Source organism: Acidobacteriota bacterium (assembly GCA_035471785.1).
In the GTDB taxonomy this organism is placed as follows: Bacteria; Acidobacteriota; UBA6911; order RPQK01; family DATIPO01; genus JANQFM01.
This window is the reverse complement of record DATIPQ010000017.1, coordinates 21,351-35,660: the sequence shown is the minus strand read 5'-3', so window position 1 is coordinate 35,660 and position 14,310 is coordinate 21,351. Positions and strand designations below refer to the sequence as shown.

At 63.8% G+C, this 14,310-nt stretch carries 12 protein-coding genes; 4 read left to right on the top strand and 8 right to left on the bottom strand.

Features of this window, described 5'->3' with window-relative positions:
* Window positions 1-205 precede the first annotated feature (205 nt).
* Both VLU25_02450 and VLU25_02445 read right to left on the bottom strand, forming a co-directional pair.
* Window positions 206-1,855 (bottom strand): CRTAC1 family protein, encoded by a 1,650-nt coding sequence (locus tag VLU25_02450; GenBank protein ID HSR66776.1) that lies wholly within the window; start codon window positions 1,853-1,855, stop codon window positions 206-208.
* On the bottom strand, window positions 1,852-3,108 hold the full coding sequence (locus tag VLU25_02445; GenBank protein ID HSR66775.1) for a tetratricopeptide repeat protein: 1,257 nt from the start codon (window positions 3,106-3,108) through the stop codon (window positions 1,852-1,854). The genes VLU25_02450 and VLU25_02445 overlap by 4 nt, the downstream gene beginning before the upstream one ends.
* On the opposite strand from VLU25_02445, the gene VLU25_02440 reads away from it, so the two are divergent.
* Together VLU25_02440 and VLU25_02435 are read left to right on the top strand one after the other, a co-directional pair.
* A complete protein-coding gene (locus VLU25_02440; protein HSR66774.1) occupies window positions 3,084-5,093 on the top strand; it encodes a sulfatase-like hydrolase/transferase in 2,010 nt (669 codons plus the stop codon). The two genes, VLU25_02445 and VLU25_02440, sit on opposite strands and share 25 nt — an antisense overlap.
* 60 nt (window positions 5,094-5,153) lie before the next feature.
* Window positions 5,154-5,984: a ComF family protein gene (locus VLU25_02435; GenBank protein ID HSR66773.1), complete on the top strand. Its 831-nt coding sequence runs from the start codon at window positions 5,154-5,156 to the stop codon at window positions 5,982-5,984.
* 471 nt (window positions 5,985-6,455) lie between these two features.
* Here the strand turns inward: VLU25_02435 and VLU25_02430 are convergent, their stop codons facing one another.
* The 5 genes from VLU25_02430 to VLU25_02410 all read right to left on the bottom strand — a co-directional run bounded on the left by VLU25_02430 (window position 6,456) and on the right by VLU25_02410 (window position 10,900).
* A complete protein-coding gene (locus VLU25_02430) occupies window positions 6,456-7,517 on the bottom strand; it encodes a hypothetical protein (protein HSR66772.1) in 1,062 nt (353 codons plus the stop codon).
* 756 nt (window positions 7,518-8,273) lie between these two features.
* Complete coding sequence (locus VLU25_02425; protein HSR66771.1) at window positions 8,274-8,705, bottom strand: hypothetical protein; 432 nt, start codon at window positions 8,703-8,705, stop codon at window positions 8,274-8,276.
* Between the two features lie 19 nt (window positions 8,706-8,724).
* Window positions 8,725-9,558, bottom strand: a complete 834-nt coding sequence (locus VLU25_02420; GenBank protein ID HSR66770.1) for a hypothetical protein — start codon at window positions 9,556-9,558, stop codon at window positions 8,725-8,727.
* Window positions 9,558-10,337 (bottom strand): hypothetical protein, encoded by a 780-nt coding sequence (locus VLU25_02415; GenBank protein ID HSR66769.1) that lies wholly within the window; start codon window positions 10,335-10,337, stop codon window positions 9,558-9,560. Before VLU25_02415 ends, VLU25_02420 begins: the two co-directional genes overlap by 1 nt.
* Window positions 10,334-10,900 carry an RNA polymerase sigma factor gene (locus VLU25_02410; protein ID HSR66768.1) on the bottom strand — a complete coding sequence of 189 codons (567 nt, stop codon included), beginning with the start codon at window positions 10,898-10,900 and terminating at the stop codon, window positions 10,334-10,336. The genes VLU25_02415 and VLU25_02410 overlap by 4 nt, the downstream gene beginning before the upstream one ends.
* 346 nt (window positions 10,901-11,246) lie before the next feature.
* Here VLU25_02410 and VLU25_02405 point away from each other — a divergent pair, with 346 nt between their 5' ends.
* On the top strand, window positions 11,247-11,648 hold the full coding sequence (locus VLU25_02405; protein HSR66767.1) for a CBS domain-containing protein: 402 nt from the start codon (window positions 11,247-11,249) through the stop codon (window positions 11,646-11,648).
* Window positions 11,649-11,665: 17 nt separating this feature from the next.
* Window positions 11,666-12,850 (top strand): alanine--glyoxylate aminotransferase family protein, encoded by a 1,185-nt coding sequence (locus tag VLU25_02400; GenBank protein HSR66766.1) that lies wholly within the window; start codon window positions 11,666-11,668, stop codon window positions 12,848-12,850.
* 697 nt (window positions 12,851-13,547) lie between these two features.
* On the opposite strand, the gene nagB is transcribed toward VLU25_02400, so the two are convergent.
* On the bottom strand, window positions 13,548-14,309 hold the full coding sequence (nagB, locus tag VLU25_02395; protein HSR66765.1) for a glucosamine-6-phosphate deaminase: 762 nt from the start codon (window positions 14,307-14,309) through the stop codon (window positions 13,548-13,550).
* Window position 14,310 lies beyond the last annotated feature (1 nt).

Below are 14,310 nucleotides of genomic sequence, written 5' to 3'. Positions count from 1 at the left end.
CAGCGAGCCCGGACTTGACTTCCAACACAGTCGCTGGGCTGGCGAATCTGTCCCTTTCAGGGACAAAGAACGGCGGCCCTGGCTCAGAACTTATGACCGGCAGCACTAGGGTCACCAGGTGGCCAACAAGTTCACACACGAATCAAGTTCAGCGACCGCGCTGAAGGCCTAATTGATCTCGGCGGTATGAGGCTGCTCGCTAGCGCTATTCGGGTTCTTGCAGGGTCTGGTAGGCGTTGAGTTTGAGGTCGGTGACGGTCTGGGTGCGGCCGGAGGGCCAGCGGATTTCCAGCTTTTCGATCTCGGGGGCGGAACCGAGTCCGAAGAGGAGGCGCGGGTCGTGGGAGGAAAGATAGCTGCCTCCCGCCGAGGCTTCCCGGGTCTGGGCGCGTCCGCCGGCGTGGAGGCGCAGGCGGGCTCCTACGCCGTCGCGGTTCGATGCCGTTCCGCGCAGGCGCAGGCCGATCCAGTTGCGGCCGTCCAGCGGGGTGCGGTTCCAGTAGAGGGCCGGGGCGGAATCGAGGCGGTTGACGACGATGTCGGGACGTCCGTCGTTGTCGAGATCGCCCCAGGCGGCGCCGCGCGAGTTTTCCACCGCCTGGATTCCCGAATCCAATCCCACCTCTTCAAAGCGCTTCCCCTCAAGGTTGCGGAAGAGAAAGTCGCGCTGCTTGTAGGCGGTGCCGATCTGGTAGCGGTCCACCTCGGGATAGACGTGCCCGTTGGCGACGAAGAGATCGGGGAAGCCGTCCAGATCGGCGTCGAAGAAGAAAGTGCCCCAGCTCAGGTACTGCCAGGCGATCTCGGCCACGTTCCAGCGATAGGAAGCGTCCTGGAAGAAGCCTTTTTGATTGAGGTAGAGGGTGTTCTTGTCGTCGGAAAAGTTGGTCTGCAGGAAATCGATCCAGCCGTCGCCGTCGGGGTCTCCCAGCGCCAGTCCCATGCCGGCCTGCTCGTTGCCGTCCTCGTTGAGAGCCATGCCGGCCAGCATGGCCACTTCCTGGAAGCGTCCGCCGCCCTCATTGCGGAAGAGAAAATTGGGACAGGAATCGTTGGCTACAAGCAGATCGGCATCGCCGTCATTGTCGTAGTCGGTCCAGGACGCGCCCAGCCCGTAATAACGCGAGTCGAGACCCAGCCCGGCCGAGTCGGTGACGTCTTGAAAGCGTCCCCCGCCCAGGTTGCGGTAGAGGACGTCGGGGTGCCCCGGCAGTCCTCGCGGGCCGCACTGGACGTCGATGCCCCGGTACTTGCACAGGGCCGTCCGCTGAGGCGGGTCGGAGGGATCGAAGACCACGTAGTTGACCACCGCCAGGTCGAGGCGTCCGTCGCCGTCGTAGTCGCCGAAAGCGGCTGCGCTGCTCCAGCGCGGATCGGCCGTGCCCGAGGACTCGGAAATGTCCTCGAAGGTGCCGTCCCCCCGGTTGCGGTAGAGCTTGTTGGGCCCGAAGCTGGTCACGTAGAGGTCTTGATCGCCGTCGTTGTCGAAGTCGGCCGCCACCGCCCCCATATCCCACAGGCTGCCGGGGACTCCGGCCCTCTCGGTGACGTCCTGGAAGGTGCCGTCCCCGCGGTTGCGGTAGAGGGCGTTGCGCACCGTGCGGCGCCCTTGCAGCACCTCCTCCCAGCGTCCTCCGTTGACCAGGTAGATGTCGAGCCAGCCGTCCCCGTCGTAGTCGAAGAGGGCCACGCCTCCGCTCATCGATTCCAGGATGTATTGCTTTTCTGGGCTGCCGCTGACGTGCTGGAAGGTCAGTCCCGCAGGTGCCGCCCCCTCTTCGAAGCGGAAAGGCGCCGGCTGGGCCGCCAGGACGCCGGCCAAGGCCCCCGCCAACAACACCGGCGGCAGCCTCATGGCTGGTTCCTCTGGCTCTTGGCGTCCTTGATCTGGCGGGAACGCTGGAAGGCTTCCTGAGCCTGCTGGGGAAGGCCTTGAGCCTGGCGCAAGCGTCCCAGGAGCCAATAGGCCTGATCGTTTTCGGGCTCCGACTCCAGCGCCGCCTGAAGGTGCTGGTCGGCTTCCTCATAACGCTCTCCCTGCAAGGCCAGCTTGGCCGCCAGCAGGCGGTATTCGGCGTTGTCAGGACTGATGCGCAGCGCTTGGGCGATCAACTGGCTGCTGCGCTCGTCCTCGCCCCGGTTGGCGAGCAGGTCGGCCAGTTGAAAACAGGTGGCCGCCGACACGGTGCCCAGCGCCAGTTCGGCTTCGAATTCGGCGATGGCCTGGTCGAACTCGCCGCGGCCTCGATGCAACAGCCCGAAGTGGTGGTGAAGCAGCGGTAGCTCAGGATTGAGCCGGCGGGCCTCTTGAAACGACTTGAGCGCGTCCTCGGCAAAGTTCTGGTCGTGCAGGGCCCTCCCCAGGTAAAGGTGGGCCCGGGCCCATTCGGGCTGCATCTCGATGGTCTTGCGGAACTCGGCTTCGGCTTCCTCAAGCTGCTCGTTTTGCAGCAGCGCCAGCGCGTAGTCGTAATGGATGCTGGCGTTTTCGGGCTGACCTTCGACGGCTTTCTTGAGGTAAGGCAGGGCTTCCTGAAAATCGTTGTTGCCGAAGTAAGCCAGTCCCAGCAGATGGTGGAAAGGAGGCGTGGCCCGAGGATCGTCGGCCAGAGGCTTGACGGCCTCGATGGCGGCCTGGAAGTGGCCTCCCCGGAATTCGGCCAAAGCCAGATTGTAGGCCATGCGCGGCGTGTAGCGCGCGATCAGAGCGTCGCGATAAACCTGAGCCGATTTGTCCCACTGTTGGCGCGAGTTGTAGATGTCGGCCAGCATGATGTAGTGGGGCGGATTGGCGCGTCCGCTTTCGATCACTTGCTGCAAGGTCTCCTCCGCCGCCGTCACCTGTCCTTGGCGCAGCTCCAGAGCTGCCTTCCAGTAAGACAGCTCGGGATGATCGGGCGTTTTTTCCAGTTCGCTGTCGAGAATCCGGCGGGCCTCCACCAGGTTGCCCTGGTTGATCAACTGGCCCAGTTGGGGGAATTCCTGGCCCCAAATCCAAGCGACCGCTAGAATGAAGAGCAACGGCGCCCACACCGCCGCCGCCGATAAGCGGGGGCGGGTATTGCGTCCGTCAAACGACGACCATGGAGTTGCCAGCAATCGAATCACGTGGACGGATTATAACAAAAGCCCTGTGCCTGTCAGCCCTGCTCTGCCTCCTCCATGGCTCCGCGGCGCTGGCGGAGGACGGCAGACCGCCCCTGGTGCTGATCACCATCGACACGCTGCGCGCCGACCACGTCTCGGCCTTTCACTCCGAAAGCCCGGTGCAAACCCCCGTCATGGACGCCCTGGCAGCCGACGGAGTGGCCTACTTGAGGGCCTTCACCACCAATCCATTGACGTTTCCCGCCCACGCCTCGCTGATGACCAGCCAATGGCCGATTCAGCACGGGGTCAGGGACTTTACGGGTTACCGCCTTGAAGACGAGGTGCTGACGCTGGCCGAAGTGCTGTCGGGACGCGGCTACCGCACGGCGGCTTTCGTCAGCGCGGCCGTACTCGACCACCGCACCGGCATGGCTCAGGGATTCGACATCTACGACGACGAGTTCGCCGGCGAAGGCTTCCTGGGACAAGGCAACCGGGTGGCCGAGCGTCCCGGACGCCAGACCCTGGACCGGGCACTGCAATGGCTGCAGGAGCAGTCGAGCCAGCAGCCGTTCTTTCTCTGGCTGCACCTGTTCGAGCCTCACGATCCTTACGAGCCGCCCCAACCCTACCGCTCCCGGGCCTCCTCGCCCTACGCCGGCGAGGTGGCTTACAGCGACGCCCTGACCGGCGAGCTGGTGGAGGCCCTGAGGGCCAAGAAGCTCTACCGGCCGGCCCTGATCAGCATGCTCTCAGACCACGGCGAGGGATTGGGAGAGCATGGCGAGTCGCGTCACGGGTTCTTCATCTACCAGAGCACCATGCACGTGCCCTGGATCCTCAAATTTCCCTCCAACCGCCACGCCGGCGCGCGCCCCACCGAGCCCGTCAGCCTGGTGGACGCCTTGCCGACTTTTCTGCAAGCCCTGGAGGTGGAACGCCGCCACTGGCCGCCTCACCTGCAAGGACGCAGCCGCCTGCGCCAGGCCATGGGGCAGGACTCGGGCCGCCTCGAGCCGCTCTATCTGGAGAGCCTCACCCCTCTCAACCAGTTCGGATGGAGCGACCTGCGGGGACTGGTCAGCGGCCGCTACAAGCTCATCGAGGCCCCGCGTCCCGAGCTCTACGACCTGCTGCAGGACCCGCGCGAGCGCCACAACCTGTTCGAGCAGGAGGGTGCCCGCGGCCGCCGCCTGCAGGACGCCCTAAGGGAGTTCGAAGCGCGCTACGCCGCCGCCCGCAACGAGGATGCGTCCGCCGACCCGCAACCCGAGATGGACGCCGAGCTGCAGGAGCGCCTGCGCTCCATCGGCTATGTGGGCACGGCTGCGCCCGCCACCTCCGGCCTGTCACGAGAGGGACTGGCCGATCCCAAGGACAAGATCGAAGCCTACGAGAAGCTGCAGGCGGGAGTCGAGGCTGCCCGTCAGCGACGCTGGACCGAGGCTCTGGCCTTGCTGCAACGGGCTCACGAGTCCGCTCCCGAGGCCCCGGCCATCCTGTCCAGCCTGGCCTTGACCAGCCGCGATGCCGGACGTGCCCAGGAGGCCCTCAAGTGGTTCCGCCAAGCGCTTGAGGCCGTTCCCGACGACCACTACCTGCGCCTGCAGATGGCCCAGTATCTGTTGCGTCTGAGGCAAGACGACGAGGCCCGGCTGCAGTTCGAGGCCATCCTGCAAACCCGGCCCCGCCATTTCCTGGCCCATTTCAACCTGGGCGTCCATCACGCCCGTTCAGGCGACTTCGAGACCGCGGCCCGCTACCTGAGTCAGGCTTTGGACATCCGCGACGACGCCGAGGCCGCGCGCATGCTGGGACTTTGCCAGATCCAGTTGAAGCGGCTGCCCGAGGCCGAGGCGTCGCTTCTGACTGCTCTTGAACTGGCCCCTGAGAATCCCGCCGTACACGCCAATCTGGCCTCCCTCTACAGCGCCCTCGGGGATAGCGAGAAGGCCCTGCAACACCAGCGCAAGGCTCGTTCGTTGGCCGGGAAAAATCCCTGAGATCAGCGAGAAAAAGCCGAAATTCGCCGCTCAAACGCCTCCCGGCGCGTTATGGGAGGTATGAGAAGGATCGAATTAAGCGCCCTGCAGGGCGCCCTCAAGGTGCTGGGGAGGACGCTGCTGCGAGGCTTGGCGCCCCAGAGCTGCGTCCTTTGCGGCGACTGGGTTGAGGCTGAGGACCTGCGTCCGCTCTGCCGTCCCTGCCGGCAGGACTTGCCGCCCATTCCGCCTCGGATCTGCCACTGCTGCGGCATTCCGGTCGGCGGCAACCTGCTGGACCGGCTGGTCTTCTGCAGCGCCTGCCGCAGCGATCCGCCCAGCTTTCTCAAAGCCCGCTCCTTCGGACTCTATCGCGGCCCGCTTCGGCGTCTGGTGCGAAGTTACAAGTTCGATGGAATGCGCCGGATAGCTCTGCCCCTGGCTGAACTGCTGTGGGAGTCCTACTGCCGCCACGACTTCGAGGCCCGCGCCCTGGTCTGGGTGCCCTCTCATCCCAAACGCGTCCGCCGCCGCGGCTTCGATCACATGCGGCTGTTGGGAGAAACCTTCGCCCAACGCTGCCGGCTGCCGCTGTTGAACGGTTTCAAGCGGGTCCGCCATACCCCAGCCCAGAGCGGCCTCAGCCGCCGTCAGCGCCGCATCAACCTGTCCAACGCTTTCGACCTCGATGCCCCCGCCGACGGAAGCCGGGTGCTCCTGCTGGACGACATCTACACCACCGGGACAACCCTGCAAGAAGCTTCCTCGACCCTACTTCGAAGCGGTGCCGCCTCGGTGGAAGTTCTCACCGTGGCCCGCGTTCCGCTCTACTCCACGCCCGACTGGTCAAGCGTCGCCGATAACAGGCGCGACGGCTTCACCGACAGCTTTCCAGAAAGGATCTCGACATGATGAAACTGCTCTTGACTGCGCTTCTGGCCTCCACTGCCCTGCCTGACCCCGACGGACTGCACCGCCGCGTGATGTGCACCGTAGAGGACGCGGCAGGATGGCACATGCACCTGCGTCTGGACCGCGACGCACTTCTCTTAGGCCTGGAACGGCGCCTGCTGGCAGAAACCCGCTTGCGGCGCCCTCAGGCGGGGGCCGAGACGGCTTTGGTAAAGGTGGAGATACTCAACGAGGCGGGGGAGCGCTTGTGGCGGCAGCCTCAGTCTCTGCCCTGCGACCGGGAAGGAGCCTACTGTCAGCTCCGCTGGGAGGTAGAGGCTTCGTCCCTGATGCTTCCCGGCCTCTACCGCCTGCGGACGAGTTGGCCCGAGGCAGGGTTGGAACTGACGCTCGACTTTCGCCTGCGCCCAATAAAAAAGGGACGGCCGCACACAGCGGCCGCCCCGGGGCATGCTAACGGAGGATGCCCTATCAAATTTTCTTGTAGGACTTCTTTAGCGCCTTGGCGACTTTCTCGACCTCGCGGGCCAGTTCAGGAGCAGAGGGCTCCTGATACTCTTCAACCGAGATGGTGCGGAAGTCGTCGCGGTTGCGCAATTGGTCCAGTTGCGACTGGAGTTCGTTGACCTTCAGGACCAGATCGGCCAGGAGAAGTCGAAAGTCCTCGATGTCACGGGCTTTGTCGAACTTCTCCACATCCATGTCTTCACGCGGATCGATGAATCCCAATTGGTAGTCATCGGAGATCTCTTTGGAGTTCTCGAGGATGTAGCTGAGCCCGCGCTTGAAGGTTTCACGGAACTCGTCACGGGTAATGTTGCCGGCTTCGTATTCCGCCAGAGAGTCCTGCAATACCCTTACTTGTGACGCCAGACTCGCGGCCAATTGATCAGCTTCGGCCAAGGCCAAATTAACGACGTCGCCGCTGAGCACGGTATCTCCCAGCGCGTAGCGGGCCAGAGCCGCGTCGGCGATAGCTCCGTAACGGCCCCAGTTATAACGCGTCAGTCCCGAGATGAACTGAGAGCACCGGCTGATGTGACTGCCATGGTGATAGTGCCACAGGTACGGGTTGTAAAAGTCGATGAAATAGGACAACCGGTCGTAGCAGAAATTGGTGCGGCCCAGAGCGCTGGCCGGATAGCGCCAGTAGAGTCCTGTGGCCGGATCATAGAAATAGACCCAATAGAAGCCCGATGGGTAGTAGGGCTGCGGCCGGTGCCAGGAGTGGTTGTCTCCGTTAATCCAGCCGTTGCCCGAGTTGGCATCGCCGTTCCCGGCTCCCTCGTCCCCTTCGGAAGGAGTATTCCCGGTGGGGAGATTGGGATTCAGGGCGGGACGCCGGTCCCCGTCGGGCGTGGGCCTCAGGATCGGAATATCGGTGATCTCGGAACGGCTCTCCCCGTTGGGATCCCGGAAGGTGAATACGGTGCCGTTGGACAGGTTGGGACGCCCCCTCAGGTTGCTGTCGCCGGCTGGACGCACGGTGGGACGAGCATGGGCGGGCGAGGGGCTGACCCGGGCCGGATTCACATTAGGCCTTGCACGCACCGAAGGCCGGCTTGAAGGACGTGTCGTCGAGGGACGTACCGAAGGCCGGGTCGAGGGTCGGTAAGAAGGCCGGGCTGAAGGCCGAGCCGTGGGCCGCGTCGCAGGACGCACTGCCGGACGCGGGGCCGGACGCGACTGCGGACGTACCGTCGGCTTGGGCGTAGTAGGCCGTTGCTGCGGCCGCTCCTGAGCCCAAAGAGCAGCGGGCATGAAGAGTGCAACAGCCATCAAGTAACTTAAGTTCCGTCTTAGCGACCTCATCAGGGACCTCCTGATCCGCCCTCCGCGATTCTCAGGCGGGCGATATTGCGCTGATCAACCTGCGTCCATCGGAACCACGACGGTTCAATGGGAGACAACCTCGTTTACATAGATGGTTGTCGCGGGCAATCGGTTCACATCTGAGAGTCTCAGAGCGCAACTTTCTTGCCCGGTTCCCTGCCCTTAGTGCTGCCGGTCATAAGTTCTGAACCAGGCCGTCGTTTTTTGTCCCTGTAAGGGACAGATCCGCCACCCCGGCGACTGTGTTAGAAGTCAAGTCCGGGCTCGCTGAAGGCGAGCGATTCGTCAGCCCAGGGTCAGCCCCGGCGAGCGCCAGCGAGACGGCGACGCCACCCTGGGTTTCAGACGGCCAATGTGCGAACGCTTCTGAAAGCGTGGGATAACGCCACAGGGTGGCTCAAAACTTCTGACGCACTGCACTTAGTTTATCGCCGGGAGAGGTCGCTTGGCAAATGATCACTCCACCCAAACACGGAACCAGCCTTCGTCGCCCCGGATCTCGAGCAGTTCGCTGGGCCCCAGATCCCTGAGGGCCTTGACCAGATCCTCAAGTTTGACGTCGCCGTCCCCGCCGATGTCCTGAAGGCTGGCGTCCTCGTCGAAGGAAGCCAGCAGCTCGACCAATGCCAGGGGAACGGAAATGGTCAATTCCTCGCTTTGGGGCCCGCCCATCTCCATTTTGAGATAGCGGTTTTGCTGGGACTGGGCGGAAGCCCTCCTGTTGGAGCGAGTGGCAGAAGCCGAGGGGGTTTGCGCGCCGGGACGCTTCACCACCTTCATAACGGCCGCCAGATCGCGGTCCTGCGGTCCCAAACCCGCCAAAGCCTGCACGGGGACAAGCCAGGTCATCAAGGTTGCAGCCAGTGTCAAAGCAATGCTTTTCATCACGATGGTCTCCTCGCCTACTTTACTCAATCCAGATGCGGAAGTAACGGTCACTGGAGCGGAACTCCAGCACGTTGGTCTTGCTTTCCAGCAGTTCTTCGAGCAGCTTCTCGGCGTCGCCGATGCCGTTTCGCTCCAGTTCATCCTTGGCATCGCGGGGTATGGCCTGAAAGAGAGCCCGGGCCAGCGAGAGCGGCAAACTCAGAGAGACCACTTCTTCGCCGTCGGCCTCGATCTTGATGCGCAGACGCCTGCCTTGGGTGCCGGCGGAGGAGCCGCTGTTGGAAGGCGACAGGCGGGGGTCGATGCGCAGCAGGGCCAAAGTGGCACGATTGCGCAGGTCTTCATCCGCTTCTTTTTCGAGGATCTCTCTCAGCACCGGCACGGCGCGGCTGGCCACCGACTTGTCGTCGACGTAACTCAGTCGCAAGGCCGCATAGTAGCGGGTGCGCCGGTTGTCTTTGCCCAGTTCATCCAAGGCCCGTCCGATATAGTCGGTGTCTCCCTGCTGCCACAGTTCCACCGCCAGATCGATGATGGAAAGGCGGGCCTGCTCTTCCAGCGTGTCGTTGAGACCGGCTTGCCTGGCCGCCTCAAAGCGCCTCAAGGACTCGGCGCGCCGCTCCAGCCCCTGCAAAGCGTCGGCTTCATAGTAGATGGCGTGGGCTTTCCTGCGGTCGTCTGGAAAGTCCCTCTGCAGGCGGCGGGCCTTGCCCAAGGCCTCTTCCCAGTTCTGGTCGAAGAGAGCCACCTTGATTTCCAGCAGCAGTTGGTCAGCATCGGACTGGGCTGCGGCAGAGGCCGCCAGGGCGCACACCAGTGCCGCAGTCAGCAGCAGTGAAAGGACCTTGTCCATCAGATGGCAGCCTCCTTGCTGGCCATGCGCAGGCGCATCAGGGTGGACCGCGAATCGATCAGGTGTCGCCACTGCTCGATCTGTTGGGCGTCCACGCAGTTGTCGGCCGCCGCCACATCCACCAGCACCAGCTCAAGCTCGTCGCAGAGTTTGCGCACGCCGCCGTTTCCAGGACGCGAGAGGTGGGTTTCCAAAAGCTGTTTCTCAAAGAGCAGGCTCTCGGCCAGGCGCCTTTCGTAAGCGATCTCGACCTGGTTGCCGTCGTTGCAGTCGCGAACCGTGTCCATCAGGGCAGCCAGCACCAACTGGCTGCGTTCCAGATAGCGCAGGATCTCCTCACGGGAGGATTCGATCTCGACTTGACGCAACAGTTCCTGCCCCGCCTGCGAGGCTTGCACTTGCCCCTTGGAGCCGTCGGGCTGCAAGGCGGGAGCGCCGCCCGGCGGAGTCAGTCCCTTCCACAGCAGCACGGCCGCCAGCAAAGCTGCAGCCACCGCCGCCAGATGGATCCAGGGACGGTGGCCGACCGGCGCGGGACTCATCTGCCCTTGCAGACGGCTCAACAGTTCTTCTTCCACTCCCTGGGAAGAGCGCTCGGCTTGCCCGGCCCAATCCTCCAGGCCGCGGCGCAGGATCTCCGCCTGGTGGAGGGCGGCGGCGCAGGAACGGCACTGGGACAGGTGTCTCCGGTCCTCTTGCGAGGCGCCGATGGGGGAGGAGTCGGCCAAGCCTGCGGCGTAGGCGTCGATGCGTTCTTGAATCTGCCGGCAGTGCCTCATGTGACTTCTCCCTCCAGTTCCGACAGAGCCTCGCGCAGGCGCCGGATGGCGGTGTGCAGGGTCGATTTTACCGCTCCCAGGCTAATGCCCAGGGCTTGGGCGATCTCTTCCAGTTTGAGTCCGCTGAGGAGGCGAAGTTGCACGACCTGCCTCTGCCGCCGGGGCAATTGCTCGACCGCTTCCTGCACTTTGAGCATCGCTTCGTTGCGCCGGGCCGCCCGTTCCGGATAATTGGGCCGAAAGCCGGCGGGGGGCGAGACCCATTGCTCCTTCAATTCCACCGAAGCCGCATGCACCTTGTAGTTCTTCTTGCGCAAGTGATCATGAAAGATATTGTGGGCGATGCGAAAGATCCAGGGGGCCAGGGGCGCCTTGGGGTTGTACAGGTGGGCTTTCTGGTGGATGCGCATCAACACCTCTTGGGTCAGGTCGAGAGCGTCCTCGCGATTGCGGGCCCAGCCGTAGAGATACTTGAAGATACGGCGGCCAAAGCGGTCCACCAAGAGCCGCATGGCTTCCGGATCGCCCCGCTCCAGGGCTTGCATCAGCTCGAGGTCCGTCATGCGGGCACCGTTTGCGGCCTGTTGGGAAGTCCCGGAGTCCGCTGCTGCGGACGTCCAACCGGGGAATGGTATTACAGCACCGCTCATGCCGGCCTTCGACTCCCGCGGCTCATCAACTCGACTCCTTTCAAAATTAGCAGCTTCAGGCAGCACCGCTCGAACCTTCGAGGGGCCGTCGTAGAAGTGAAACGGAAAGGGGACGCAAAAGGTTGCCCCGGAGAGCGCTTTTTTTCAGGGCTTTCAATGCCTGGGCAGGGGTTCCAACCTGGACAAGAAGTGGTATAATTTCCCGCGACAACCCTAAGTCATTCGATGTGCTTCGCTGCCTTCAGAGGCGCAACAGGTCATGAAGATATCCGACATCGCTCAGTCGCCTCCGCCCACCTGCAAGGCCACCTCCATGGTCGACGAGGCGGTTCGAGTCATGCAGAACGCCCGCGGAGGGGCCGTGGTGGTGATCGACAACGGGCGAGTACGGGGCATCTTCACCGAACGCGACGTGTTGCTGCGCGTGGTGGCGGCCTCCAAGGATCCCGAAAGCACCTTGGTGCGCGAGGTGATGACCTCGGCGGTGGAAACCGTCCATCAGGACAGCGAGGCCCTGCGCGGACTGGAACGTATGGTTTCACGCCACATCCGCCACCTGCCGGTGGTGGATGAGAATGAAAACCTGGTGGGACTGGTTTCCATGCGCAACATCCTGCTCAACCATTTCGACATGCTGCTGGAAAAAGCCTCCCAAAAGTAGCCCCGCCGCCCAAATTTATGAGCATTTCGCCCGCTACTCCCGACCGGCTGCTTCTCGGACCCGGACCGTCCAACACCCACCCCCGCGTACGCGAAGCCCAGAGCCGTCCGCTGCTGGGCCATCTTGACCCGGCCTTTCTGGAGGTCATGAACGAAGTCCAGGATCTGCTGCGCTACGTCTTCGAGACCAGCAACCGCATGACCATTCCCATCTCCGGCACGGGCAGCGCCGGGATGGAGTGCGCCGTCTGCAATTTCGTGGAAGAGGGCGATTCGGTCCTGGTGGGCGTCCACGGCGTTTTCGGCGCACGCATCGCCGAGTGCGCGCGGCGGGCCGGCGGAGAGGTCCACACCGTCGAGGCGCCCTTCGGCGAGCCTCTCGACAGCGCCGACCTGCAACGGTCCGCAGAGGAACACCGTCCCAAGATCATTGCCGTGGTGCAGGCCGAGACCTCCACCGGAGTCCTGCAGCCGCTGGAACCGATCCGCAGTATCTGCGACCTCTACGACGCCCTGCTCTTGGTGGACGCCGTCACATCTCTGGGAGGACATCCGGTGCGGGTCGACCACAACCGTATCGACATCTGCTACAGCGGCACCCAAAAGTGCCTGAGCTGCCCTCCGGGACTGGCCCCCCTGACGGCCTCGGAAGAAGCCATGCTCAAGCTCTCCTCCCGCCGCCGTCCTGTGCGCAGTTGGTATCTCGACCTCAGCCTGCTGGCCAGCTATTGGGGAAGCGACCGTGCCTACCACCACACGGCTCCGATATCGATGAACTACGCCCTGCGAGAAGCCCTGAGGCTGGTCCACGAAGAAGGTCTGCAGACCCGCTGGGGCCGCCACCGCTCGGCCCACCAGGCACTGGTGGCCGGAATCGAGGCCATGGGCTTGAAGATGCACGTGGAAGAGCCCTACCGCCTCTGGCCCCTCAACACCGTGTCCATCCCCGAGGGGATCTCCGACGCCGACGTGCGCAAGCGCCTGCTCTCGGAGTTCAACATAGAGATCGGCGGCGGACTGGGGGCCTTGGCCGGCAAGGTCTGGCGCATCGGCCTGATGGGCCACAACGCCACCCCCCGCAACGTCCTCTTCTTCCTCCACGCCTTGGAACAGTGCCTGCAGGCCGAGGGCTTCTCCCTAACCCCAGGCGCCGCCCCCCAAGCCGCCAGCACCGCCTTCCAACACCCCGCCCCCGTCGAGTGAATCCCCGGCGACCCTTGGAAGAAGCCTGGGAAGGGCTGCCCGCCTGCCAGAAAGCAACCTGCCTCATAGGAGCGACGGGAGACACGCCTGGTGGGAAGCCTCTCCCGCTGCAACTTCTTGGTACCGTCAGGTCCCTGGAAAGCGGAAGGAGTCCGGTGAGGGCCGCCTGCCTGCCAGAAAGCAACCTGCCTCATAAGAGCGACGGGAGACACGCCTGGTGGGATGCCTCTCCCCACTGCAACTTCTTGGTACCGTCAGGTCCCTGGAAGGCGGAAGGAGTCCGGGGAGGGCCGCACGCCTGCCAGAAAGCAACCTGCCTCATAAGAGCGACGGGAGACACGCCTGGTGGGAGGCGCATCCTTGCGGCGATGGAGGCAACCTTGCAACCGGAGCTAAGTAGGCCAGTCCAAGGCGGGGGAGCAACCTGAATGCAAAGAGTTAACCTTTGACCTTGCCGCAAGTCTGCACTGGTTCGCCAAAAACGGGCCTTCCCTCCATCGCCGCAGGGATGCGCCTCCCACCAGGCGTGTCTCCCATCGTTCGCTTGAGTCAGGTTGCTTTCTGGAAGGTGGTTTGGCCTCCCAGACTCCTCCCACCATCAGAGGACCGGCTCAATTGCGCAGCCCTCCATAGCCTTGGCTACGGAAGGCCGCCAGGATGCGCTCCACAAGATTCAAGGTGGGTCATGAGACTCAGTTCACGACTCGGCCCGCTGGGAGGCGTAAAAGGCCTGGTTGTGCAGTTTGGAGGCGGCCGGGTGGTCGAGGAGGAACTGGCAGGCGGGATGAAACTGCAGGGCCGAGGCGGGGACCATGGCGGTGACCGGACCCTCGGCGGCCTGGGCTACCGCCTCGGCCTTGGCTTCTCCGAAGGCCAGCAGCAGGCAGCGGCGGGCCTGCATGATGGTTCCGATGCCCATGGTGATGGCCGAGGAGGGCATGGGTTCCTGATGGAAGTGACAGCGGTTGTCCTTCAGCGTCTGCGCGGCCAGCGGAGTGACCCGCGTCCGCGAGGCCAGCGAAGAGGAGGGCTCGTTGAATCCGATGTGGCCGTTGCGTCCGATGCCCAGCAACTGCAGGTCGATGCCCCCCGCCCGCTCGATGGCCCGCTCGTAATCGGCGCAGGCCTGCGACATGTCCTGGGCCTGTCCGTCGGGAATGTGGGTGGCGCGAAGATCGATGTTGACCAAGTCGAAGAGATGCTCGCGCATGAAGCGGTGGTAGGAGTCGGGATGCTGAGGATCGAGACCGACGTATTCGTCGAGGTTGAAGGTCGTCACCCGGCTGAAGTCAAGCCCCTCTTGGCGATGCAGGCGCACCAGTTGACGATAGAGGGCCAGCATGGTGTTGCCGGTGGCCAGTCCCAGCACGGCGTCGGGCTTGTCGGCCAAGAGCCGCGCGATGGCTGCGGCCGCCACCACCGTGGCCTCTTCAGCACTGTCGTGAATGAGGACTTCCATG

Excerpts from the sequence above, each read along its gene's own strand:
- VLU25_02450 (HSR66776.1), bottom strand. The coding sequence starts at position 1,855 with ATGAGGCTGCCGCCGGTGTTGTTGGCGGGGGCCTTGGCCGGCGTCCTG.
- VLU25_02440 (HSR66774.1), top strand. The coding sequence starts at position 3,084 with ATGGAGTTGCCAGCAATCGAATCACGTGGACGGATTATAACAAAAGCC.
- VLU25_02435 (HSR66773.1), top strand. The coding sequence starts at position 5,154 with ATGAGAAGGATCGAATTAAGCGCCCTGCAGGGCGCCCTCAAGGTGCTG.
- VLU25_02420 (HSR66770.1), bottom strand. The coding sequence starts at position 9,558 with ATGGACAAGGTCCTTTCACTGCTGCTGACTGCGGCACTGGTGTGCGCC.
- VLU25_02415 (HSR66769.1), bottom strand. The coding sequence starts at position 10,337 with ATGAGGCACTGCCGGCAGATTCAAGAACGCATCGACGCCTACGCCGCA.
- VLU25_02410 (HSR66768.1), bottom strand. The coding sequence starts at position 10,900 with ATGACGGACCTCGAGCTGATGCAAGCCCTGGAGCGGGGCGATCCGGAA.
- VLU25_02405 (HSR66767.1), top strand. The coding sequence starts at position 11,247 with ATGAAGATATCCGACATCGCTCAGTCGCCTCCGCCCACCTGCAAGGCC.
- VLU25_02400 (HSR66766.1), top strand. The coding sequence starts at position 11,666 with ATGAGCATTTCGCCCGCTACTCCCGACCGGCTGCTTCTCGGACCCGGA.
- nagB (HSR66765.1), bottom strand. The coding sequence starts at position 14,309 with ATGGAAGTCCTCATTCACGACAGTGCTGAAGAGGCCACGGTGGTGGCG.